Genomic DNA, 22,985 nt, shown 5'->3' on the forward strand with positions numbered 1-22,985 from the left:
GGCTTAAGACTGCCGTCACTCCTCCAGCACCAGTCACAGTACCTAGTGAGTTCGTAGTAGTAGCCACTCCCGCAACTCTCGAGCCGTCAGTGAGTGTTATGTCAACTCCTTCTAGCCTGAGGTCTCTGGGGAGTAGGTTCTGGACAGTCAAGTACAAGACTAGGTTATTCCCTGCTACAGCACTGCTGTACCTAGCTATCGCCACGTCTGTAGTAGGCATCTTAGCCATAGTACTGTCTAGCCAAGCCTTAATACCGAACGCGGCTACTACCGCAACCAGTATTAGTATTAGAGCAACAACAACCTCGCTAACGCCCCTAACCCAGAACCTGCGAGACCCGGCCGTATTAGACACCTCACTAGAAAGAAAAAACTCCTTATAAAGACTCACGAAACAGCGAGAGAGGAGAGATGAGGGAGTTATTGTGGGTAATGAATTAAACCTAAAAACTAATCTTTCTTAGGCCTCAAGCCACGTAAGACGAGAAACGCAGTCACTAAGACTACAGGGATGACAACCCACACAGGCTCAGGTATCGGCACAGGACTCTGAAGCTCTGGATACTCGCTACCAATCAAGTACAACACGAGACTACCCCCTTCTAAAGCAACGATAGCTATCTTTCCTGAACCACCGTCCTCACCACCAAGAATCTTAACATGGAGCGGCGTGTTATGAGTATTTCGATCCATCCCGACAGGAAGTACCCAAGGCTCTAGAACACCCCCAACGCTATTATAGAAAGCCACGACAAGATTCCTCTGCCCAGTATCAAGCTCGTTAACGGCATATGGAATAATGAACTTCCCCGAGCCAAGGTCGTAAGCAACCTTTACGAAGCTAGCGTTCCTGTCAGCAAGTGTGAGAACACCAGAACTAGAACCACTTACATCGATAACGCTCAAGTTAGCCCAACCTAAAGTATTCCAAGCAACAAGCCAGTGAGTCTCATTACTCGCAATCCAAGGATAGAAAGTAGTACTAGAGCCAACACTAACTAATGAACTCCTAACGACCCCAGGAGTTTCTTGCGTAAGATCGACTACAGCATAAATCAGAGAAGTACTAGATTCATTATAGACTGTCAACACACGCCCACCACTCAATAATCCAGCAGTATACATGGGGTAAACATTATAGTATGAATAGTATGAAGAACCGATAGCATATGTGGTCGCGCTAGGACCTTGATCGCCTTCACGACAATCAACACAGTGAGGGCTCGGCACACTTAGGTCGTATCCGGTCGTAACATTACCGTAAATCCCGACCATATCATGTGCTGTATTATCACCACCGAGATTATACCCTCTAGCAACTATGTAGAACCTCCTAGTAACCTCATCAAATAGTAAACCACCCATCACATCAACACCTATCTTCGGCACAGGCGACCCACTATAGATTACAGCGTATTTATACTCGCTTGTATATGAGGGCATGCTGTTAAGTAGGTTAATAGTATACCTACCTATAGTTGAGGTCTGAGAGCTATAACCCACTACCCACCACTTACTACCATCTTGGTGTATGTAGTGAGTGACTGTCGGGTGGTATTGGTTATAGCCGTGGTATATGTGTTGAGGTGTCGTAGGCTCTAGGTCTGGGTCTACTGGCACGTAACTATAAAGAACTGTCCGATCTTTACTTGTCGTGCCGACTCTCCTAGTGTAGTTTGTCCATACTAGGAGGAATCCTGTCTCATTCGCAGCTATATCTATCATCCCCCTAAACACGTTCGCGTACTTGCTCTGTGTTGGGTCTGAACTATATTTGTCTGGTCCGTACCTATACTCCCTCACTATATCACCGTCTTTACTCACAACGTATATTCTCAATGCCCAGTCGCCGCCATATTCAGAGAAAGCTACGCCTAAGTATTTGTGGTCTGGTGTGGTAGCGACTCTAACACCCCAAGATGTCCCATAGCTTATATCTCCTGTGTAGAGCGGTATTTTATTAATGGTTGGTAGTTTTTCTTTTTCTTTCTCGTATGTTATGTAGAGACTCCACTTGCTAGGGTTGAAGTCGTTCTCAAGATCTTCTATGTTCGCGTACTCGTTCTCGACCATCCACTTATTCACGTTTAGTAGGGTAGTGTCGTCTACTCTTACGTAAGCTACTGCTATTACTCTGCCGTACTCGTCGACAGCGTTTTCACTCTTATCTATATCTAAAAGAACTACACCACTATAATTCGCGAGTAATCCTATCAGAGCCTCCCTAGCTTCAGCTCCTTCAGGTTGGTTCAGCTCGGGCGCGTCTATGTCAGCTAACCTAACCACGGTTCTGTAGCTTCCCTGAACATATACTGGAGGTGAGATGTGGATCGTGTCTCCATCTACTACGTGAGTTACTACTACTCTTGCGTGAGGGAAATCATCATGTATTCCCACACCATCTGAGGCCTTAATTGGTTTTGGTATTATTGCTGTCGTTAATGTTAAGAAGATTATGACTAGTATTAGTAAGCCGAGTTTCTTATTCAATGATGTCACACCAATTAAATTATTCGCGTCCTAAATATAAAATTCTAACTACGTAATCATCTGAGTTAATGTTTGAGTAGTGATTGAGTTTGGGTGTTAATTAATTGCCTTAAGCGCGTTCTTTAGTGTCTAGTCTCTTTTTGTGGTCTTTGATATGGTCTGCCAAGATTGAGTGCTTTTCTAGTCTTGATTGATTTGCTAGCTCTTATTTTATGGTGTGCTGGGCTGTTGCGTGTGGTATTCTCTTACTGACTTAGAGTTCTAACTGACCTAGTAATTATGTGGGGGTTGAGGACGTGTCGAGATTTCTTTAACTTCTGTAGTGCTTAGTAAGTGTTCTAGTGTTAAGTCGTGCTCGTCTTCTCTTGCTGAAGTTCTTTCTTCAGAGACTTCACAAACATCAAGACACTTGATGTTTTCTTCCCCGTACTTCACGGTGAGTGGTGTGTTTGAGTAAATCTTCAGCGTGTGTGGGTTCTTGAGAGAAGGCTCTATACTTACTATAGTCTCTCCAGAATCTATTATGCCGCACCAGAGCCCCCTACAGCACAGTACCCCGTCTATAGTAGCCCAGCAATCAACTCCTAGGTCTTTAGGTACTCGCAAGACTTCCTTAAGTCTCAAGTCAATAACTCTCAGGAAATCTCCGAGGTCATCAACTACTAAGTTCCAGGCAGACGCGCTGCCTGCTACGCTCACGTAATCTACTAGAGCTCCCGAGTCAAGAATCTTCAGCTTCTTTCCTTCTATGAAGGCGGGTAGCTCGTGAATGAAGCCTGCGAAACTACCTCCAGACCTGACTAAGGGCTTCAGTTCTTCTTCGTCGACGTAGAGGAGCCACTCGCCAGACCTGAGTAGAGGCCCTCTAGGAGTGCTCGCCACGGCCTCGGCAGGAAACCCTACCTCGTAAGTCTTGCTCTCCTGAATAATTATAGACCTGCCATCACTGAATACGCAAGAACCTATCTTGAAGCCTAGCGAGCACTTAATAGGCTTCTCCTCGTAGGCGTCGCGGTAGACTACGTAGTCATCATAGCTAGCTAAAATCACGTGAGCGCTACTCCCGTCATGAACTGCCACGACTAAAGCTCCCGGCCTTGCCTCACTAGCTAGGGTCTCACCAACAAACACGTAGTCTCTAGTGATTACTTTATAGTTTTTAGCGTCTCTCACTATAGCTACCCCGTGTTCTGGGTGTGAGAAGCCTGCCAATGCAGAACACTCGACGAGGTCTCTAGAAACGTGTACGGGATTCTCACACGAGTAGCTGGCTTCTGCGAACCCCCTGAAGCCGGCTCGGGAATTTAAAGTTATTTTAGGCTGTATCTTTAAGCCCTCAACAACTAATGTCTCTAAGTCGTAGGGGGAGAGAACTACTCTACTACCTCCTAATTCGGTGAGGTCTATGAAGTGCTTTACTGTGTAGGGTATCACGACCTTCATTTCTTGAGTGACCTCTTCCTGAACGTGATTAACTCCACTAGAGACAGTAGCGTAGCTAGTATGAGAGACTCTAAAGAAAGTGATTTCTTCGGGTACGCGGCCGAAGCTAGCGCTAGAGAAGTCGCGAGTACTGAGAGCCCGAGTAGCTGGGGTGTTCCAGACCACAGAGCTCTCCAGAGTATGAGGAGCGAGAAGAATAAGTAAGTCATGTGCTTTAGTCTGAGAGGCCCGAAGACTCTCTCGTTAATTAACGACACATCACCTATAGTGACGAACTCGTGATATCTTGCTTCATAACTCAGTTAACTCACCTCAACTAACTCTATATCGAGTAGTATAGTAGGGTTTTGAGGGTACTGCCCTGGAGGCAGGCTCAGAGCGAGCGCGAGCACTACTAGAGTGCCTGCACGAGTTATTGACTCACTAATAGTGAAGCTCACTAAGTCAACCACTACCGACTTCCTGAGATACTCTCTAATGATGACTTTCTTGAGAGGTTGTGTAGCGTGTGTCGCGTAACTCACGTGATGTCTGTAAGTTATTACGTCTACTACTCGTGAGTTAGGTGGTAGTAGTAAGTAGTAGAGTGTTATGTTTGCCGGGACGTTAAAGTTGTTTTCAGCGAATATTATGCTCAAGGTTATGTTAACTGGCTCCTCAACCCACACGTAAGCCCCTATTAAGTCGGCGTATAGTGCTGGCGCGTTCACGACTATCCTACGATCGTTGACGAACGTTACGTCTAGCGTGCCTACACATTCTGTGTTGAGGTCGACGTCACACACGAGTTCGCTGGGTGTAGTGTTTGTTGCTAGGCTCACGTACTTGGGATGACCGTTTACGAAGCTCTGATACCTCACTGCAGGTAGTAGAGTCGCGCGCAACTCAATACTTGTTTCTTTTTGCGGAGACCAAGTAGCTAGGTTGCCGTTTTCTGTAATTACTCCCAAGATGTAGTTGTCTTCAGTGACGAGCCTGGCTAGAGCTCCCTCAACTATCTTGACCCAAGAAGACGGGGCTAACTCAACTTCTACTAAGCTACTGTATACGACGCTCGCCGCGTTATAGATCACTATGGTCTTGATTGAGGTAGCGATTGTTGAGGTAGCGTATATCGCTTCTTCTCTGGGGACGTACTTGAAGAATATGTTTTCTGCTTTCTTGAGAGACTCTATCTGCTGACTCTCCGTGAGGTAGTTTTGTTGTTGACTCATGCTGTTTAGTGAGTTTATGTAGAGTGAGGCGTAAGCTACTAAAATTAAAGCCATGACTATGGAAGTATACAAACCGGCTTCACCGACTCTGGACTTAAGCATTGAAACACCCACTAACTAGGGGGAAGTCTTTATAAGAGTCTCACGAGACCCTCAAGACGTTAACTACTTGATTCCCGACGATCAGGGAGTGCCAGTTCCTCGCTGGTAGGATGGTTAGGTAGCACGTCTTAGGCGCTAGAGAATTAACTAATTTCGCGCGGCTACCTAAGTCATCTAAGACTTGAATGTCTTCGATTATTCTGAGTCCGTAGTTACACACTATGAGGAGGTCTTTGTCGTTATTCTTGAGTAGGTAGGCTGCGAGAGTTGCTGGCTGAGTCGGGGTGACCTGACTCCTTACCGCGTTAGTGTATTCCCTAACTCTACTTACTAGGATTGCTGAAGCAGGTACTACAACGGAGAGTAGTAGGAGAGCAACTACTAGACTGCTTAAGCCCTTCACTAAAGACCCCACCAACTATTGAGTCTTGCTTATAAGGACTTCCACTCTTATTAGGGGTTGCGATTGAAGTGGTTTAAGCTAGAGGGAGTTAGCTTCACTATATTATCAGACATCGAGAGAGACTCAGTGCTTAAAGAGTGGGAAGCTCTCATATCGTCAGTTAAGTCGGGCGTGATTCTTGCTAGGAGGAGAGTCGAGAAATTCAGGTACGGGAAACACGACTTCATAGTCGATTATACAGACTTCTACTTAGGCTTGAGTGACTCGCTAAAGACTTCCATACCCTACTTTAGGTCCGTTGAGGTAGGGCCTCCCCCAAGACCTGAGGTCGCGGGTCTCGCGGGTGTCAAGACTCTGTACCTGAGTGACGGGTCTTACGCTAGAGTCTTGATCGCTTACCGCTACCCCTCAACTCTCCCCGAGTCTTTCCTCTACACACTCTTTAGTGATGTGTGGGAGGTCGCGCTGATTTTCAGGTCCGTGTCTAGGCCTAAGGCTCTGAGCCTAGTAGAGTCTGCCGTTAAGAGGAAGTCTGCTTTCGCGAGTCTTGTTGAGGCTGCTCACGAGGTTGAGGCTCTCAGAGAGCTTGGTGAGAGAGTCATGCGCGGGTCTGACTTGATAGAGTTTTACTTGCTGGTAGTCATCAGAGCTCCTGAGTTGAGAGTCTTGAACGAGGTTGAGGAGAGAGTCAAGACCTTGCTTAAGGGGTTTGGCGTGGAGGTTGAAGCCCCGCCTATTCAGAGAGAACTGTATGAGTTCAAGTTATGCGGTCTTCTAGCATGTGTTGAGAAAACCTACACAGACACAGCTAGTCTAAAACCGCTATTCTTTTTAGTAGATGAGGAGATGCATGACGACGGCGGAGTCTTTCTAGGTTTTTCCGGGTCGGGGAGTCCCGTGATGCTGGATTTGTGGAGTAAGCCTAACTTGAATTTCGTGGTTTTAGGTGTGTCAGGTTCTGGCAAGTCTATGAGTGTTAAGCTGTATCTTAAGAGGTTAAGAGAACGTGTTGAGAAAGTCACTTACGTGGGCATAGACCCTGAGTCAGAGTATACTAGAGTTGCGAGAAGCTTTAAGGCATCACCTATAGAGATTGACGAGAGCCAAGAACTAGGTCTCGACCCAATAAGACTACTTCAAGCTAACTACCTAGACATAAGTCAAGTGTCTGACTTACTCTCAGAGGTCTACGCTATACCTAAGAAGCTGCAGGGGGTCTTAAGAAAAGAACTCTTCGTCAAGAGTGACTCAGTCTCAAACATTGAAGAATTCGTAGCTAATCTCAGAGACCCTGTCTTGAGTAAGTTGCTTGAGGGAGCCGTAGCTCCCCCAGACATACGCGTGTTTAGGGGTGCGCCGCCAAAGCTCTCCAGCAACGTAGTCTTCGGCTTGAAGAGCTTGAGGAGCAAGAGGTTGAAGATTCTTGTCTCAGCCCTCATATCTACTTACGCGTACAACACACTCTTGACTAAGACTCCCGGGAAGAGCGTGTTTTTCGTTGATGAAGCCTGGTTATTCGTGGAGACTCCGAGCATATTAGGACTATTCGAGAACCTGGCTAGGAGGGGCAGGAAGCAGGGGGTAGTCTTCATATACGTGACTCAAAGAGCTGAAGACCTTGTTAGGAGTCCTCAAGAAAAGACTATACTTGAGCAGTCAGCTACTGCCTTACTCATGAGGCAGGAGCCTGAGGGGAGAGACGCGTGTAAGAAGATATATAAGCTCTCAGACGCTGAAGCAGACTACTTAACTCAAGCGCCAGTAGGTTCAGGGATTCTTAAAGCTGGGAGAAAAAGAATAACTATTCAGGTGATTCCCACGCCTGAAGAGCTAGAGACCTTCTCTACGTCCGCGTGCTAAGCCTTCTCAACACTCGGTCGAGCACTCGAGCTCGTTCCTCCTTAACCCACTTCAAGCCCTTACTAGTGATTAAGTACTTAGCTGGCCTCCCACTATTGTGTCTCCTCAGATAACCCAGTTCTTCAAGTCTTGCAAGGACCCTACCCACCTCTGTTCTCACTGCGTGATTATCTAGCTCTAAAACCTCAATGACTTTCTTGACGGTAATAGTTATTGAGTTTCCCGAGCTACTCCTTAACTTATTGTAGATTGTTTCTCTCACTGCTCTAATTATCTCATGTTTTGAAGTCTTTACATACTTCATGAGGTGCTAACCCCGCTTTACAAAATTCTTTAATGTATTTCCTCACTGTTGCTGGACTAACTATGAATCCTGCTTTAGCTAGAGCTCTGCAGAATCCGTTAACAGAGCTTAAGTCTATTTTTTCTTTGTTCCTTGTCTTATATCGTTTTACGTTATTCGTTTTTCGATCACCGATTATTTACTTCTTAAGAAGTTAATAAATATGTTGTTTTTCGTTGTACGTATTACGTATTAGTTCGATTTATATTGGTGTTCAGCAATACTGTATTGGTGATTAAGTGCCTGAGCTTGAGAAAGAACTCTTAACTACTACTGGGAGGCTCTTACTCTTTCTGGGTAGGAGTGGTGGGTTAGCTACGTTCACTGACGTTAGGAGGGTTATTGGTTCTCAGATATATTACGCGTTGAAGCAAGCTATTACTTTAGGTCTTGTCGTGGAAGAGGAAGAAGGGAGAAGAATAAGACTGACTGAGAGAGGCAGGATTCTAGCTGAGTGTCTTGCTAGGTGCTTCTAGTAGAAGTAGCTCCTCAGGAACTCTGATATTGTTTTGTCTTCAACTCTCCTCATGTAAGCTCTTATCACTGAAGCGACTCTCTTACACACTTCACTCTCTTCAAACTCTAGACATACTGCCTCAACATCTCTCTCAAGCGCTTTAAGCAACATGTAGAGGTCTGAGTGCGGCATTATTAACCCCTTAAAGAAATCTCAAGTAATACTACATAAGGACTTTAGGTGATTAAGTTACTCACACAGAGAGTTCACCGATACTAACGCTAGACACCCCCGCGCGTGAACCCCTAATCTCGTGAGACTCTACTTATATTCTCTGGCATACTTGCTAATACGAGGTTTTAGTTTCGGGTGAATTCGGTTGAGTAGTAATGCAGGAATAGTTAAGATTGATGACTCGAGAGTATTCTATGCTTTCTCACCTGACTTAGAGCCTGTAGCTAGGGTTAAGCCAGGAACGATACTAGAGATCGAGACTAGAGACTGTTTCTCTAATCAGTTAATTAGTGAAGAGCAGTTAGTCACTCAGATTGACTGGAGTGCTGTCAACCCCGCTACAGGTCCTGTATACGTTGAGGGTGTTGAGCCAGGTGATGCTCTAGTAGTTAAGATATTGAAGATAGACGTGAGCAGTGAGGGATTCTTAGTCACTCTCCCCGGTGCTGGAGCGCTTCCAGACTTAGTCAAGGAAGTCAAGGTCAGGAAGTGCTACGTCGTGGGTGATAAAGTGGTTTTCAGAGGGTCTGTAATTAACGCTAGGAAGATGGTTGGTGTAGTAGGTGTTGCGACACGCGAGAAAACCTCGACTGGAGTTCCCGGCAGGCACGGAGGCAATCTTGACACGAAGTACGTCACGGAAGGCTCAACGATATACCTCCCAGTAGAAGCTGAGGGGGCGCTATTCGGGCTTGGAGACCTGCATGCCGCGATGGGAGACGGTGAAGTCTGCGTTACTGGCTGTGAGGTCAGCGGGAGGGTCTTGGTAGTTTTAGACGTAATCAAGAAATCAGCTCCTAAATGGCCTGTCTTAGAGTACGGGGAGTGGGTTTTCGTGCTGGTCTCTAACGAAAACCTAGAGAAGGCTGTCAGAGAAGCTGTTCAAGTAAGTGTTGAGGCTATATCTCACGCTACTGGAGTGAGTTGGCACGAGGCCTACATGCTTGCGAGCGTGGCTACAGACCTAGAGATAAGTCAGGTAGTAGACCCGAGAAAGACTGTCAGAGTCAAGATACCTAAGACTATAGTTGACGTCACGAAACTACTAGAGAGTCTAAGGAGTGACGCGGAAGCGAAAACTTGAGCAAGACTCTTAAGTATTCCTCAAAAACAACTTACTTTTTAATTCTTGGCTTCACTCTAATCAAGAATTCTAGTTTCTTACCTTCAGCAGTCACGCCACTGTAGTAGTTGAAGATTCCCGAGCATTTAGGGCATTGAAGCCTCTTGACTGTGTAGAATCTGAATTTCCAGGGTTCTCTAAGTAGTTTGAAGCTCTCTTCAGGCCCTTCATAACCACAGAACGGACACCTCATGACGCAACACCCTCTTAAGCGTTACTGTTTGTTGAACCACATATAATTACTTGAAAGAGAGATTTAAGTCTTAAGACCACATCAAGAATTATTAGAGTAGCTACTTCATACTCTTAGGTGGTGTGTGTGAATCCTTACGTAATCCGGTTTATCTCAGCTAGTAGGAAGCGCGGCAAGACGTCCCTAGCTACTCGAGTAGTTTCTGATTTGATTAGTAGGGGGTATGTTGTGGGTGTTGTGAAGCACTCGAGACACTACGTTGACGTGTCTAGTAAGGATAGTAGTAGGTATCTTAGTGCTGGCGCTAAAGAAGTTTTAGTGTCTTCTAGTAGTGTTGGGGCTATCTTCTACAGTGGGTGGGTAGACGACTTAGAGTATTCTTTGAGGTACTTGAACACGCCGGTAGTCGTGGTAGAGGGTTTTAAAGAGTCTAGTGTGGGTGAAGCTATAGCAGTCGTTAAAGACTTAAAAGAGTTTCAAGCTCTGAGTGACGTGACCCGCAACATCGTTGCTGTAGTGTCTGAAGATGAGGGGTTAAGGCTTGAATTGAGTAGGTCTCTTAGGGTATTCAGAGAGAACGAGGTTAGTTTGATCACAGACTTCATTGAGTCCAGGCTTCTCGAGTTTCTCGAAGGACAAACACCTAAAATAAATTGCGGGTATTGCGGCTACGAGACTTGCAGAGCATTCGTTAAGGCTTACGTTACTGGCAAGACACTCTGGTGTCCTATGAAATCTGACGTGAACTTATTAGTGAATGACGACCCGGTACCTATGAATCCCTTCGTTAAGAACTTACTAAGGTCTGTAATAGAAGGCTTCATATCTTCACTGAAGAGGGTTGACGTAAGTAGGAAAAAAGTGGTCGTCGAGATAAACTACTGAGACTACTCTATCCTCGCCCTAAAGGCTAGGCTTTCAGCCGTAAAAGAAACTAAGATTTATTAATGTCGAGAGACTTGCCTGAGCAACACTTTGATAGGTTTTTCATCTAGGCAAGTCGCCTCCTAATGCTTAGGGAAACGTAAGTTGAGTTACGTTGTCGAGACTTTATGAGGTAGTTTAATTAGCTGGATATTCTATGTAAGATTCTATCATTATTTATAATGTTTAGAGACAATAATGTTACTGGTGATCTATGCAGTGAAGTCCTCCTCTGCTTTTCTTGCTGCTGTCTTCCTGTTCTTGCTGGTTTTAGCTCCTGTTGTGACTTCTCATAATGTCGGTTACAATTATAGTTACAAGATTTACATGAAGATGAGCTTTGAGGTTGAGGGTGTGAACCTGACTGACTCTCCAGACCCTACTAAGGTGGTCATAGTAATTAATGGCACGACAGATTCTTCAATAACTGGGTTGAGTGAGGGTAGCGTGTCTATTAGGCTGAGACCTAACCTTACTGTATCTGGTGAGGTAGAGCCTAGCAAGTTTCAGCAGAACTTACGAGAATTCCTCAATCTGATTAATACTGAAGTAAATAAAGTACGTGAGGCTAGTGTGCCCTTAAGTTTCATAGGTTACACTCTTTATGGAGACCCAAAATACCTGCTGCAGCTAGGAATAAATATCTCGTGGTTCTCAACCCCCCTAAACGTAACTACTGCGAGATTCACTACTTGGAGAGGCATCCCAGCACTACAGCTAGAGTTTGAGGAAGTCGTGACTAACACCCAGCAGGGGTATCCGTCTAATGTACGTGTTGAGGTAGAGTCATACCTAGACTCAACAACTTTCTTAATACTGTATTTCGAGGGTAGAGCAACCTGGAACCTTAGCTCTCCGGGCGGTGCAACCGCGAATTTCTTAGTAGAAGTTAAGAGCGAGTTAATCAACGTTGACGCGGTTAAGGACTTAATCACCCGAACTTATAGAGCTAGGTTTGAGGAGGGAGAGTCAAGAGTCTATGTAGCTAGTGAGAAACTAAGTGTATTGAGTCTAAACATAAGTGGAAACGACCTTCTCATGAAGGTCGGAGGCGCGGGATTCGGGGGCGTAACCATATTCACACCACAAAACATTAAAGTACATAAAATACTTGTGGACGGCAAGCCTGCAAACTACCAGATACTGAAGTGCGGTAACGAAGACGTGATTAGGGTACCGCTAACACTCAGCGAGCACGAAATAAGAATAACCTACGAGAAGACAATAAAATCGGTTGAGGAGGTACCTGTAGCGCAGGCAGGAACTAACACGTTGTTCTCGACTCTGGCAATCGTGGTCGTGTTAGCATCTATAATAGCTTTAGTTGCTTTGTTAGTATTCCTTTTTAAAGGAAAGAAATCTTACTAAGCTTGAAGTTCTTCTCATGAAGTTTTAGACACTTCTTCTTTTATTTTGAGTATCTTGTTTTTGCGTATTGTCAGCACGGGTCTTTCCGGTATTATTCCTTGCGGTTTGAATAACACCATAACTACTATCACTAAACCAACCAGAATGTATTCTAGCCATTCAGGACTTATCGGTATTATCAGTGTCACTACGTCTTTATAAGTGTATATCAGTGTTCTTATCGTGATGAATACTGTGACCCCTACTAGTATTCCTAGATTGCGGGCTAGCTCCCCCAACATCATGTATGCCCACGGCCAGAAAGTCCACGTTAATCTCGCGTACGTGTATGTCTTCATGCTCCCAGTGAATATAGCACAGAGAGCCCCATAGCCGCTATAGGTAGTTTCCCGCCCCAGGCTTCTGTAGGTTTCACTAGGGCAGGAAACAGTAAGTATAAATTAAAATTTTGAACTATCTTAATTTATTCATTGATAAAACTCCATAGAGTCTGTTAATGATTTATAGGAGGTCTATAATCTTTTGCTAATATTTTCAGTCCTTATAATGTTATAGTACATAAGTAGTGATTTATATTGGCTCGTAGGGAATTATGCATGTGGTGTGTTAAGTTTGAGAGTTGTTCTCTTGCTCGCGGTCTTATTAGTTGTTCTAGGAGTTGTGGGCGGGTCTATCGCATACTTCATGTTTATTGAAACCCCCATATCTAGTTCGGCGACAACTACACCTACTACAACTCCTATTAGTTCTGGACAGCTTAAAATAACTGATATTACTTCTGAGGGTTTCGTTGTTGTCGGTGAGGAGATTTACTGGAGGATTAAGATTTATGGTGATATAGACCTACGGAATTACACGGTAATTAATGGTGTCTACGGTTATTGGGTTGGCAAAATTAACGTGACACATCCTAAGGGGATGGAGATATTGCTTCATGAACCGCCGAACTACGTGGATGTAGTTACTCAGTTTAGTTATCTTTCTGGTGTTAGGGTGCTTGACGCCTGCGTGTATAGCTGGTCTTGGACTGAGAGTCCCTGGCCCGAAGGCACTTACGAGGTTATTGTGTGGTTGAAAGGGCCTTATGAGAACCGTACTGTGTTGTTTAAGAAAAGCTTTAATTTTAGTATGAGTCTTGAAGCAAGCGTGACCCCAACTACGTGGGAGTCCTGGAACGAAACACTAAGATTCACTATTAGGAACGAGGGCGACGTACCCATAATTGTAGAGGGAGCAGACATAATCTTAGTAGGAGATTCAGGAATTCCTTACGTGATAGGATGGTGGGAGCAGACACCACCGACAGAAACAATAATGCCCGGAGAAACAAGAGTGCTAGTAGGTCCTGCCTTAATCCGAGATAACTACAAGGAAGAACTGAAAGGAGAGACAGCAACTGTGAAAATCGTGTTAGGTGTAGCGTCAGCACCGCGAGAATACTCAGTAATAGTAGATGTAAAATTTCCTTCATGAACCAAACACACTAACCATACATCAAAGTTTTTACTTAAGCAACACTAACAAATCACTTCATAGTTGCCTCCTATTAACCTAACAGGACCCAGCAAGGAAACACATCCAGAATCGAGGTTAGCATTATTTCTTTATTTAATTTATTTAATTAATTAAGGAACTCAGGCTTTCATGCCGTATGCACCTCACGTAATGAGTTTTTGTCACTTTAGTTAATTCTGGTTCCTCAGCCACACACTCCCTTATTGCGTAGGGACATCTATTACTTAACCTACACCCACTAGGAGGATTCATAGGGCTTGGAGGCTCTCCAGACAGCATTATCTTCTTCTTTAGTTTTTTGATGCGAGGGTCTGGTTCCGGTATTGAAGAGAGTAACGCTAGCGTGTATGGGTGTCCGGGCTCGCTGAATATCTCGTCTGACGTCCCCACCTCCATTATCTTACCTAAGTACATGACGGCCACGTAGTCGCTCATATACCTAACTACAGAGAGGTCGTGTGTCACCAGTAAGTATGTTAGCTTGAGTTTTTCTTTGAGTTCTACCAAGAGGTTTAATATCTGAGCCTGTACTGAAACGTCAAGTGCTGAGGTAGGTTCATCTAACAAGAGTAGTTTAGGCTCTATACTTAAAGCTCTAGCTATAGCTACTCTCTGAGCTTGACCACCACTTAAACTAGGCGGGTGCTGATTAGCTACTGCCTCCGGAAGTCCTACTAGAGCTAAGACCTCAGCTACTCTCCTATATATTTCTTCCTTACTCATTTCAGTATGTGTTTTCAGTGGCTCAGCTATCAAATCCTTAACCCTCATCCTCGGGTTGAGAGAGAGGTAGGGGTTCTGAAACACTGCTTGAACGTCCCTCCTAAACCACTTAAGTTCTTTACCTTTAAGTCGCGTCACGTCTCTACCATCAACACGTATCTCACCAGATGTGGGCTCAGTAAGTTTCAATATACACCTAAGCGTGGTAGTCTTGCCAGAACCCGACTCACCGACAAGCGCGAAGACAGTGCCTTCAGCGACCTCAAAAGATACTCCGTCCACCGCCCTCACGTACCCTACAACCCTCCCGAAAAGGCCTGTCTTTACTGGGAAGTACTTAGTAAGCCCGTTGACTTCAAGTAACGAACTCATTTTCGCTCACCACCGTAAAGGACGCAAGCTACTCGCCTCACACCACCCACATAAGAATACTTAGGTAGTGAAACACTACACTCAGGTGTGGCAAACTCGCACCTGTCAACAAAAGGACATCCAGCAGGAGGATTTCTTAAGTCAGGTAGCGTTCCAGGTATGTAGCTCAGCCTGCCCTGAGTCTTAGTTATTGTTGGAATAGCCTTAACTAGCTTTGTTGTGTAGGGGTGTAAGGGACTCAGGATTACGTCTTCTGTAGGGCCTTCCTCAAGTAGGACGCCCGCGTACATTACTGCAGTCCTGCTACAGACTTCCCCAGCTATCCCTAAATTATGTGTTATGAGGATTAAAGTGAGGTTTAGCTCTCGTTTCAGAGAGTTAATTAAGTCAAGTATTTGAGCCTGTGTAGTCACGTCGAGCATGGTGGTGGGCTCATCTGCTATCAATATCTTCGGGTTTGTTGAGAGAGCAGCCGCTATAGCCGCCCTCTGTAGCATTCCGCCAGACAGTTCGTGAGGGTATGAATTAAGGATTCTAGCTTGGTCTGGTAACCGAACCATCCTTAGTAATTCTGCAGCTCTCTTGACAGCTTCTTCTCGATTCATGTTGAAGTGATGTCTTAAGATGTCTGTGAGATGCTCACCTACTGTGAAGAGGGGATTGAAGGTAGTAGCAGGGTCTTGAAATATCATTGAGATTTCCTTACCTCTATATTTGGTTATTTCTGGTGTTTTTAGTTTGAGTATATCTACCCCCTTGTAAAGTATAGAGCCGCTGGCTACTACGGCATTCTTAGGTAGTGATAGGGATATGGCTAGGCCAAGTGTTGACTTGCCAGACCCTGACTCACCAACGACGCAGAGTGAGTCACCAGCACTAACTTCTAGACTAACATTCTTCACTGCTTTGATGATGCCCTCAACAGTGTGGTAATGTATTGTCAAGTCACTTACTCTGAGTAGCTTTTCCTCGCTCATCTTCTACACTCTCCTCATACTCAGTATGTTTCTTAGCCGCGGGTCCATCAACTCCTTCACAGCATCTCCTAACAGGTTGAAGCCTAGAACAGTCACTACTATGGCTAGTCCTGGAAAGAAAGATATCCACCAAGCCTTACTAATTAGTTGCCAACCACTACTCACGAGAAGACCCCATTCAGGCGTTGGTGGGGGTACTCCAACACCTAAGAAGCTCAAAGCAGACGCCTCAAGTATTGCTGAACCGATATCTAAGGTTGCTTGAGTTATGACTGGCGTGAGTGAATTAGGTAGTACGTGTCTGAACATAATCCTCACCTCACTTATGCCAATTACTCGAGCCGCGTCAACGTATGGTAAGTTTCTAACACTACTTACTTGCAGGTAGACTAGTCTCGAGTACCAAGGCCACCAAGATAGTGATAGAGCCAAGATAGTATTAGAAAGTCCTCTGCCGAACGTAGCGGCCAGCGCTATAGCTAGAAGGAGTGGCGGGAAAGCTAAGAACATGTCTGTCACACGCATTAAAGCCGTGCCCGCCCTACCCCCCACGTAACCTGCGACAAGACCTACGGGGATCCCTATAGCTAATGACAAGGCTACTACACCAACACCTATCACTAGAGAGAACCTAGTTCCTAGCAGTACTCGATTGAATAAGTCTCTGCCGTACTCGTCAGTCCCGAAAGGGTGTTCTAGTGAGGGTGGCATAAACCTCCTGCTAACGTTGTATGTGAGTCCCCAAGCGTCTCCAGGCCTAGTGAGTATGTAGGGAGCAATCAGACCTACGACAACAAATAAAGAGACTATTACTAAGCCCGCTAGATAGACAGGATTCTTCCTCACTAAGTTTAGGTAGAGTCTGAACTCAGACATCAGAGTCTCACCCTGGGGTCCAGCCACGCGTGTATTAGGTCAACGACTAAGTTTATGAGTGAGTAGAATAGAGCGACTAAGATAACTACACCGATTATTGCTGGGTAGTCATAACTAAGGAGCGACATCCCCGCGTAATATCCGAGCCCCGGCCACACGAATATGAGCTCAACCATGAAAGCCCCCACCAAAGTGTAGCCAAATGATAGACCTAGAGAAGCAATCACCGGAACTATCACGTTTCTTAAAGCATACTTAAAGAGTACTATTCTCCGAGGAATCCCCCATACTTCCAGGCTTCTCACATAATTCTCATTAAGTACCTCAATCATTAAAGACCTACTCATCCTGGAGCTAAGGCTTAGAGGATATATTGACAAAACGAAAGCAGGCATTATAATATGTCTCAACACATCTATAAAAACCGGCAGGTTCCCCTGAATTATCGAGTCAAGTATATAGAAGCCTGTAATGGGTTTAAAGCCCGTTACGTACACTAAGTAGTCATCAACTCTCTTACCTGCCGGCATGAGCCCAGCCCAAACACCTATCACGGTCTGAAATATTAGAGCAACCCAGAACACAGGTATTGACGCGCCTAAGACAGTTAACACTCTAATTACTTGGTCTGCCAGCCTCCCATATCCTAGGGCAGAGTAGATACCTAGAGGAATACCTATCAAGGACGCTAACAAGAAAGCAGTTATAACTAACTCTAGCGTAGCGGGTAGTGCCGTAAGTAAATCATTTAGTATAGGCGTGCGTGTCCTCCAAGAAACACCCCAATTACCTCTAAAAAAATCAAGTAAGTAGTAGTATAGCTGGACATAAATAGGCTCATCTAAATGGAGTTCCTGCCTAGCTCTCTTAAGCTGTTCTTCAGTTGCGTGAGGACCTGCCCAAAGAAACTCGGGTCTTGCAGGAATTATTCTAGTTATGACGAACGTAATCACTAGAACACCTACTACTACGAGGACTAATAATAAAAGCCTCTTAATCACGTACTCTCTAGACACCGGCAAAACTTAACGCACCTCTGGGTAAGGATTACTTACAAACTAAAAAAATAATTTATGTTTAGCTCCCCACATCAAGTACTTGAGCAAACACTACCGTCGGGTATGCGGGATTAATAGCTTTATCTAGGTTTCTTATACCTGCTCTAGCTATCCTTAAGTCTATCATATCCCATAACGGGACTGCAGGCACGTCATCGTAGAGTATCTTTTGTGCCTTGTAATACAGTTGCAGAGCTCTAGCTTCATCAACTCCCTCTAACGTGACGGCTTCTTCTATTAGCGCGTTAAATTCTGGGTTCTCATAGTAGCACAAATTGAATATTTTGCTGGCGTTATGGAACATGTTGTATAAGTACGTGAACGGCGATACTACGTCAGGCCACCAGTAGAATACTAAGAAGTCTTGAGCTACGTTAGGGTCTTCCCAACCTCTCTGAGCTAGAGCCCACTGCTCTTCCCAGCTAAGAGGTCTTATCTCGACTTCTATCCCTATCTGAGCTAAGGAAGCCTTAATCAACTCAGCTGTTCTAGCCTCATATATGTCTCCCGCCGTGTAGGTGAGTATGAGTTTCCTGTCGATTCCGCTGGGGTAGCCCGCCTGAGTCAGTAATTCTCTGGCTAGGCTTAAGTTATACTTGAAAGTCAAGTTATCGAAGTGACCCCACATACCGTAGGGGACTGGCCCGCTAGCAACTCTAGCTAATCCGCTCCTAGCCACAGTAACTATGTCTTCATAAGGTACTGCGTGAGCTATAGCTCTCCTGACAAGAACGTTATCGAGCGGGGGTTTCTTCACGTTTATTAACATTATGAGATTCTGGAAGCTCGGCTTAAAGACTACTTGCAGGTTAGGATTCTTCTGATGTTGTTCTATGTTTTCTAGAGGTACGTACATTGCTATGTCTATGCCTCCCGAGAGGAGTAAGGTCTCCTGAGTTACTGCGTCTTTAATAATTCTTATCTTGAAGACGTCTGGCGCGTTATCAGACTTCATGGGGTAGTCAGGTAGTTTCCAGCCCCACCAATCTGTAAATTTCTCAAACACTACCTCATTTTCTGGGTCCCACTTAATCATTTTGTAGGGTCCTGAACCAGCTTCGTTACCGCTGTTAAACCAGTCAGCTACTTTAGGGTCTGTTAGGTTTGAAGCCCCAGCATACTCAACAACTTTGGGGCTGAAGATGTAAGCCGCGTAGGCGGTAGCAGCTATTTTGTCTAGTGCTGCAGGGTACTTAAGGCGGAAGACGACAGTGTAGTTGTCAGGAGTCTCAATACTCTCAACAGGGTCCCAAATAAACGCCGCCCCCTGACCTAACGCTATAGTCCTCTCTATAGATGACTTAACCGCGTGAGACGTGACAGGAGTTCCGTCATGAAATACTGCACCACGCCTTATAGTGAAGGTCCAGACGAGACCGTCCTCACTACTACTATAGTTCGTGGCTAGCGCTGGGATGAACTCGTCTGTAATAGGGTTATACCAAAGAAGCGGCTCATACACTAGGGGCAACCACATTACAGAGTTAGAGAATTCCGTGCTCGGGTCAGCCGTAGTCATTTCTGAAAGTGACGCATAAATGATCATCTTTGGTGGAGGAGGGGTGGTAGGGGAAGTAGTAGGTGTTGTAGTGGGTACTCCGGGAGGGCTCACTACGTAGTATGCTATAACACCCGCTATAACTATAATAGCTAAAGCAATCACAACAATATAAATTCTGCTGATTGCCACGTGAGTCACCGAAAATAACTCGTAATAGAGTTAAAAACCTTAACATATTGAAATATTTAAAACACTATTACAGAATATATCGGTATGATATATGTGGTTAATTAAAGATTTAGAAGAAGCTAAGAAGTTAGTTCTCGGTTCAACAATTCTGGGTACTGGAGGTGGTGGAGACCCTAGGGAGGGCTTGATGCACCTTAAGAGAGCTCTAGAAGAAGTTGGTAGTGTCAAGATTGTAGGTCTAGAAGAACTCCCTGAAGACTCGCTGATTATAGTACCTTATTATGTTGGCTCAATAGCTCCTGGGCTTAAGAGTAGGAAGCCCGTGAAGATATCTGACCCTATGTTAAAAGCTCTTGAAACGCTTGAGGGTGTGTTGGGGATTAAAGCGAATGCTGTAGTAGCTTCTGAGATGGGAGGGGATAACACGCCTATCGCGCTGAGTATAGGAGCTAGACTTAACCTGCCAGCAGTCGACGGCGACTTGCTGGGTAGGGCTGCTCCCGAGTTACACCAGTGTTCTGTCCACATATTTGGAGTGCCCATGTATCCTTCAGCTATAGTTTCTGAGACAGGTGACGTGGTAGTTGTTAAAGAGTACGCTGACATAGACGATTACGAGTCTATAGCTCGGTACATGTCTGTGTTAAGCGGTAAGTTCGTGGCAGTCGTTGACACGCCGCTAACTAAGAAAGTTGCTGAGAAAGTAGTTATTAGGAATACGCTGACTCTAGCTTATAAGCTGGGTGAGGCGGTGCTGGACGCTAGGGCTAGGGGAGTAAACCCTGTAGAGAGAGTTGCTGAAGTTCTTGATGGTTGGGTAGTCTTTAGAGGAGTTGTTGAGAAGTATGAGTGGCGGGATGAGAGAGGCTTCTTAAGAGGTGAAGCAGTGATTAAGGGCACTGACAGATTCGCTGGATTGACTCTGAGGTCTTGGATAATGAATGAACACATAATGGTCTGGGTGAATAACAAGCCGTTAGTAATGCCGCCAGACCTATTTACTTTATTGAGCGATGATGGAGAACCGATAACTAACACTGACTTAAGAGAGGGGATGTTAGTTAATGGAGTAGCGGCTAAAGCACCCGAGGTTTGGAGAACGCCTGAGGGTCTTAAGTATTTCGGTCCTAGACATTTTGGTTTCGATTATGATTACGTGCCTGTCGAGGAGCTTGTTAAGGAGATGTTCAGTAAATGAGGATATTAGTTGTTAATCCGGTAGGGCATGATAAGTGGGATTCTTCAGATAAGAAGATTTACGAGAGTTACGCTTCAGAAGAGACAAAGATAGACGTAGTATCGCTTCCTAGGGGGCCTGCTTCTGTCGAGTCTGCCGAGGCTTATGCTCAGGTAGAGCCCTTAGTAATTGAGTTAGTTAGAGAAATTCATGGAGGTTATGATGCGGTGATAGTGAATTGTTTTTTAGATCCTGGAGTAGCAAAGTTAAGAGAGCTTCTAGGGAAGGTCGTAGTAGGTCCTTGTGAGGCTTCTTTATCACTAGCTAGGAATCTTAGCAAGAAAGTTTCTATAATCACTGTCGGTGGCGATGCCGAGACACTAAACATTATTAGAGAAAGAGTTAAGTCTCTAGGATTTGAAGCGTTTATTATTAGCTTGAGGGGGATTCCATTGAGGGTTCTCGACCTAGACAGGGATAGGGAGGCAACTATGCGCTTCCTAGTCGATGAGGCTAGGAAAGCAGTCTCTGAGGGAGCTGAAGTCTTGGTGTTGGGATGTACGGGCCTAGCAGGCATGGCTAGAGAAGTTAGTGATGAGGTAGGGGTGCCGGTCATAGACCCGGTTTGGGCGGCTCTGAAAGTAGCTGAATTACTCACATCGCTCGTGGGTGATGCGTGATGACTGACTTCATGGATTTCGAGCTCGCTGTGGCTGCTCAAAAGCTAGTTAGGGACGTGTTAAGGGTGTCTAGTGGTGAGGAGGTAGTCATAACAGCCGACACTAGCAGTGATTGGAGCGTTGTTGAAGCCACGGCTAGAGCAGTGGCTGTAGTCGGTGGGAAACCAGTTATCTTCCTTCATCAGACTCCCGTAGGTGTGGGTAAGGCTGCTGACCCCTACTTGCCAGTAAAGTCTCTTACAGCAGTATTGAGTGTTGCTGACGTCTGGATAGAGTTTAATAGGAATTGGCTACTTTACTCAACACCTTACTGGGAAGCAATGAGTGTTGGTAAAGTAAGGTATATTTGTTTAGTAGGTATGAACGTAGACATGATGGTTAGAACTATAGGGAGAGTCAAAGTAGAACTCTTGTACGAATTTCAGAGGAAGTTAGCTGAAGTAACTCACAAGTCTAAGCATATGAGAGTTAAGACGCCTGCCGGCACCGACTTGGAGTTCGAGAACGACCCTTCAAGACCTGTGCTGGTCGAGGGTGAGGTCTCAGGACCTGGAGAATACATGCTCTTCGGCCAAGTTGACTGGGCCCCAATAGAAGAGAGTATTAATGGTGTGTTAGTGTTTGACGGCTCTGTTTGGCCTCCTGAAGAACTAGGTCTTCTTAGGAACCCGATAAAGCTCTACGTGAAGGACGGGAGAGTGAGCAGGATTGAGGGAGGCTCAGAAGCTAAGATCTTTGAGAAGTGGCTTAAGTCGTTTAATGACGAGAAAATGTTTAACATAGCTCATCTCTCGTACGGGTGTAATCCAGGCGCTAAACTTACTGGGAACATACTTGAGGATGAGAGAGTCTGGGGAGTTGTTGAGTGGGGTCTGGGGTCGCAGTCATCAACTTTCAGGGGTAAGCTAGGTTCCGCGTCCTCACATACAGACGGTATATGCCTCAACCCAACTGTCTGGGGAGACGAGGATAAAATCTTAGATAATGGCGAGTACGTGCACCCAGAACTCAAAGAACTAGCAGCGAGACTAAAAACAATCTAGGTGAATTCCTAGAAATGACTCAACCTAAAATACTAGTATTAAACCCCGTCAACACTGACGTATGGAATGAAATCACTCTAAATTACGTTAAGAAAGTAGTCTCGCCTGAAGTTGAGGTGTCAGTAAGGTCCTTAAGTAGAGGGCCTCCAGCCATAGAGAGTGAGTATGACAGAGACTTAGCAGCTCCATACGTGATAGAAGAGGTGGTTAAGGCGGCTGAAGAAGGTTTCCACGCAGTAGTTATTAACTGCTTCGACGACCCAGGTCTCAGAGCATCTAGAGAAACCTCAAAAATTCTCGTGTTAGGTATTGGTGAAACCTCACTCACTGTAGCTACTCTACTAGGTTACAGGATTGCAGTCATATCTACGGGGAGCAGATACTCTAAAACTGCTTACTACAGAAAAGCCATTGAGTTAGGAATTGATAAGAGAGTGGTTTATGCTTCAGGCATAGACGTGAGAGTACTAGATTTAAGGAAAGACTTAAGTACTGTGAAGAAAGCCCTCCTAGATGAAGCTAGGAAAGCGATCAACGACTTCAACGTAGAGGTGATAGTGTTGGGTTGTAGTGGACTTATAGGATTAAGCGAGGAACTATCAGAACTTCTTGGAATTCCAGTTATAGACCCAACACTAGTAACTGTGAAGATTGCTGAAGCGATGATTAGGCTGAAGTTAAGACACTATACACACAAATATTGAATCTCTGTCTTCAAGT

At 45.1% G+C, this 22,985-nt stretch carries 25 protein-coding genes; 10 read left to right on the forward strand and 15 right to left on the reverse strand.

Annotated elements, in window-relative coordinates:
• The 6 genes from QXL29_04595 to QXL29_04620 all read right to left on the reverse strand — a co-directional run.
• On the reverse strand, positions 1–391 hold a 391-nt coding region (locus tag QXL29_04595; GenBank protein MEM2283872.1), incomplete at its 3' end, for an archaellin/type IV pilin N-terminal domain-containing protein.
• 59 nt (positions 392–450) lie between these two features.
• Positions 451–2,490 (reverse strand): thermonuclease family protein, encoded by a 2,040-nt coding sequence (locus tag QXL29_04600; GenBank protein ID MEM2283873.1) that lies wholly within the window; start codon positions 2,488–2,490, stop codon positions 451–453.
• Positions 2,491–2,760: 270 nt separating this feature from the next.
• Entirely contained in the window at positions 2,761–3,933 is a 1,173-nt protein-coding gene (locus tag QXL29_04605; protein MEM2283874.1) for a hypothetical protein, read from the reverse strand.
• Positions 3,930–4,190: a hypothetical protein gene (locus QXL29_04610; GenBank protein ID MEM2283875.1), complete on the reverse strand. Its 261-nt coding sequence runs from the start codon at positions 4,188–4,190 to the stop codon at positions 3,930–3,932. Before QXL29_04610 ends, QXL29_04605 begins: the two co-directional genes overlap by 4 nt.
• Before the next feature lie 45 nt (positions 4,191–4,235).
• The gene (locus tag QXL29_04615; GenBank protein MEM2283876.1) at positions 4,236–5,249 is read right to left on the reverse strand and encodes a hypothetical protein; all 1,014 of its coding nucleotides are present in this window, start codon (positions 5,247–5,249) and stop codon (positions 4,236–4,238) included.
• 40 nt (positions 5,250–5,289) lie between these two features.
• Positions 5,290–5,652 (reverse strand): hypothetical protein, encoded by a 363-nt coding sequence (locus QXL29_04620; GenBank protein MEM2283877.1) that lies wholly within the window; start codon positions 5,650–5,652, stop codon positions 5,290–5,292.
• Between the two features lie 63 nt (positions 5,653–5,715).
• On the opposite strand from QXL29_04620, the gene QXL29_04625 reads away from it, so the two are divergent.
• Entirely contained in the window at positions 5,716–7,512 is a 1,797-nt protein-coding gene (locus QXL29_04625; GenBank protein MEM2283878.1) for a DUF87 domain-containing protein, read from the forward strand.
• Here the strand turns inward: QXL29_04625 and QXL29_04630 are convergent.
• Complete coding sequence (locus QXL29_04630) at positions 7,496–7,816, reverse strand: BlaI/MecI/CopY family transcriptional regulator (GenBank protein ID MEM2283879.1); 321 nt, start codon at positions 7,814–7,816, stop codon at positions 7,496–7,498. The genes QXL29_04625 and QXL29_04630 overlap by 17 nt on opposite strands.
• A 278-nt stretch (positions 7,817–8,094) precedes the next feature.
• Here QXL29_04630 and QXL29_04635 point away from each other — a divergent pair, with 278 nt between their 5' ends.
• A complete protein-coding gene (locus QXL29_04635) occupies positions 8,095–8,331 on the forward strand; it encodes a hypothetical protein (protein MEM2283880.1) in 237 nt (78 codons plus the stop codon).
• On the opposite strand, the gene QXL29_04640 is transcribed toward QXL29_04635, so the two are convergent.
• On the reverse strand, positions 8,328–8,504 hold the full coding sequence (locus QXL29_04640; GenBank protein ID MEM2283881.1) for a hypothetical protein: 177 nt from the start codon (positions 8,502–8,504) through the stop codon (positions 8,328–8,330). The genes QXL29_04635 and QXL29_04640 overlap by 4 nt on opposite strands.
• A 187-nt stretch (positions 8,505–8,691) precedes the next feature.
• Between QXL29_04640 and QXL29_04645 the strand changes: the two genes are divergently transcribed.
• Positions 8,692–9,630 (forward strand): acetamidase/formamidase family protein, encoded by a 939-nt coding sequence (locus QXL29_04645; GenBank protein MEM2283882.1) that lies wholly within the window; start codon positions 8,692–8,694, stop codon positions 9,628–9,630.
• A 31-nt stretch (positions 9,631–9,661) separates the two neighbouring features.
• Here QXL29_04645 and QXL29_04650 read toward each other — a convergent pair whose 3' ends face one another.
• The gene (locus tag QXL29_04650) at positions 9,662–9,862 is read right to left on the reverse strand and encodes a hypothetical protein (GenBank protein MEM2283883.1); all 201 of its coding nucleotides are present in this window, start codon (positions 9,860–9,862) and stop codon (positions 9,662–9,664) included.
• A gap of 120 nt (positions 9,863–9,982) precedes the next feature.
• Here QXL29_04650 and QXL29_04655 point away from each other — a divergent pair, with 120 nt between their 5' ends.
• The gene (locus QXL29_04655) at positions 9,983–10,747 is read left to right on the forward strand and encodes a molybdopterin-guanine dinucleotide biosynthesis protein MobB (protein MEM2283884.1); all 765 of its coding nucleotides are present in this window, start codon (positions 9,983–9,985) and stop codon (positions 10,745–10,747) included.
• Positions 10,748–11,005: 258 nt separating this feature from the next.
• A complete protein-coding gene (locus tag QXL29_04660; GenBank protein ID MEM2283885.1) occupies positions 11,006–12,154 on the forward strand; it encodes a hypothetical protein in 1,149 nt (382 codons plus the stop codon).
• 14 nt (positions 12,155–12,168) lie between these two features.
• On the opposite strand, the gene QXL29_04665 is transcribed toward QXL29_04660, so the two are convergent.
• Complete coding sequence (locus tag QXL29_04665) at positions 12,169–12,591, reverse strand: hypothetical protein (GenBank protein ID MEM2283886.1); 423 nt, start codon at positions 12,589–12,591, stop codon at positions 12,169–12,171.
• Positions 12,592–12,766: 175 nt separating this feature from the next.
• Here QXL29_04665 and QXL29_04670 point away from each other — a divergent pair, with 175 nt between their 5' ends.
• A complete protein-coding gene (locus QXL29_04670) occupies positions 12,767–13,627 on the forward strand; it encodes a hypothetical protein (GenBank protein MEM2283887.1) in 861 nt (286 codons plus the stop codon).
• A 144-nt stretch (positions 13,628–13,771) separates the two neighbouring features.
• Here QXL29_04670 and QXL29_04675 read toward each other — a convergent pair whose 3' ends face one another.
• From QXL29_04675 to QXL29_04695, 5 genes are all read right to left on the reverse strand, one after another.
• Positions 13,772–14,764 carry an ABC transporter ATP-binding protein gene (locus tag QXL29_04675; protein ID MEM2283888.1) on the reverse strand — a complete coding sequence of 331 codons (993 nt, stop codon included), beginning with the start codon at positions 14,762–14,764 and terminating at the stop codon, positions 13,772–13,774.
• Positions 14,761–15,741: an ABC transporter ATP-binding protein gene (locus QXL29_04680; protein ID MEM2283889.1), complete on the reverse strand. Its 981-nt coding sequence runs from the start codon at positions 15,739–15,741 to the stop codon at positions 14,761–14,763. Before QXL29_04680 ends, QXL29_04675 begins: the two co-directional genes overlap by 4 nt.
• A gap of 3 nt (positions 15,742–15,744) precedes the next feature.
• Positions 15,745–16,617: an ABC transporter permease gene (locus tag QXL29_04685; protein ID MEM2283890.1), complete on the reverse strand. Its 873-nt coding sequence runs from the start codon at positions 16,615–16,617 to the stop codon at positions 15,745–15,747.
• Positions 16,617–17,633 (reverse strand): ABC transporter permease, encoded by a 1,017-nt coding sequence (locus QXL29_04690; protein ID MEM2283891.1) that lies wholly within the window; start codon positions 17,631–17,633, stop codon positions 16,617–16,619. The genes QXL29_04685 and QXL29_04690 overlap by 1 nt, the downstream gene beginning before the upstream one ends.
• 61 nt (positions 17,634–17,694) lie before the next feature.
• Positions 17,695–19,374: an ABC transporter substrate-binding protein gene (locus QXL29_04695; GenBank protein MEM2283892.1), complete on the reverse strand. Its 1,680-nt coding sequence runs from the start codon at positions 19,372–19,374 to the stop codon at positions 17,695–17,697.
• 82 nt (positions 19,375–19,456) lie between these two features.
• On the opposite strand from QXL29_04695, the gene QXL29_04700 reads away from it, so the two are divergent.
• From QXL29_04700 to QXL29_04715, 4 genes are read left to right on the forward strand one after another with little or no spacing between them, the layout of a single operon-like run.
• Positions 19,457–20,563: a DUF917 domain-containing protein gene (locus tag QXL29_04700; protein MEM2283893.1), complete on the forward strand. Its 1,107-nt coding sequence runs from the start codon at positions 19,457–19,459 to the stop codon at positions 20,561–20,563.
• Positions 20,560–21,222: an aspartate/glutamate racemase family protein gene (locus QXL29_04705; GenBank protein ID MEM2283894.1), complete on the forward strand. Its 663-nt coding sequence runs from the start codon at positions 20,560–20,562 to the stop codon at positions 21,220–21,222. The genes QXL29_04700 and QXL29_04705 overlap by 4 nt, the downstream gene beginning before the upstream one ends.
• A complete protein-coding gene (locus QXL29_04710; GenBank protein ID MEM2283895.1) occupies positions 21,222–22,265 on the forward strand; it encodes a hypothetical protein in 1,044 nt (347 codons plus the stop codon). The genes QXL29_04705 and QXL29_04710 overlap by 1 nt, the downstream gene beginning before the upstream one ends.
• A 14-nt stretch (positions 22,266–22,279) precedes the next feature.
• On the forward strand, positions 22,280–22,969 hold the full coding sequence (locus QXL29_04715; protein MEM2283896.1) for an aspartate/glutamate racemase family protein: 690 nt from the start codon (positions 22,280–22,282) through the stop codon (positions 22,967–22,969).
• Positions 22,970–22,985 lie beyond the last annotated feature (16 nt).

The organism is Zestosphaera sp., assembly GCA_038843015.1.
In the GTDB taxonomy this organism is placed as follows: Archaea; Thermoproteota; Thermoprotei_A; order Sulfolobales; family NBVN01; genus Zestomicrobium.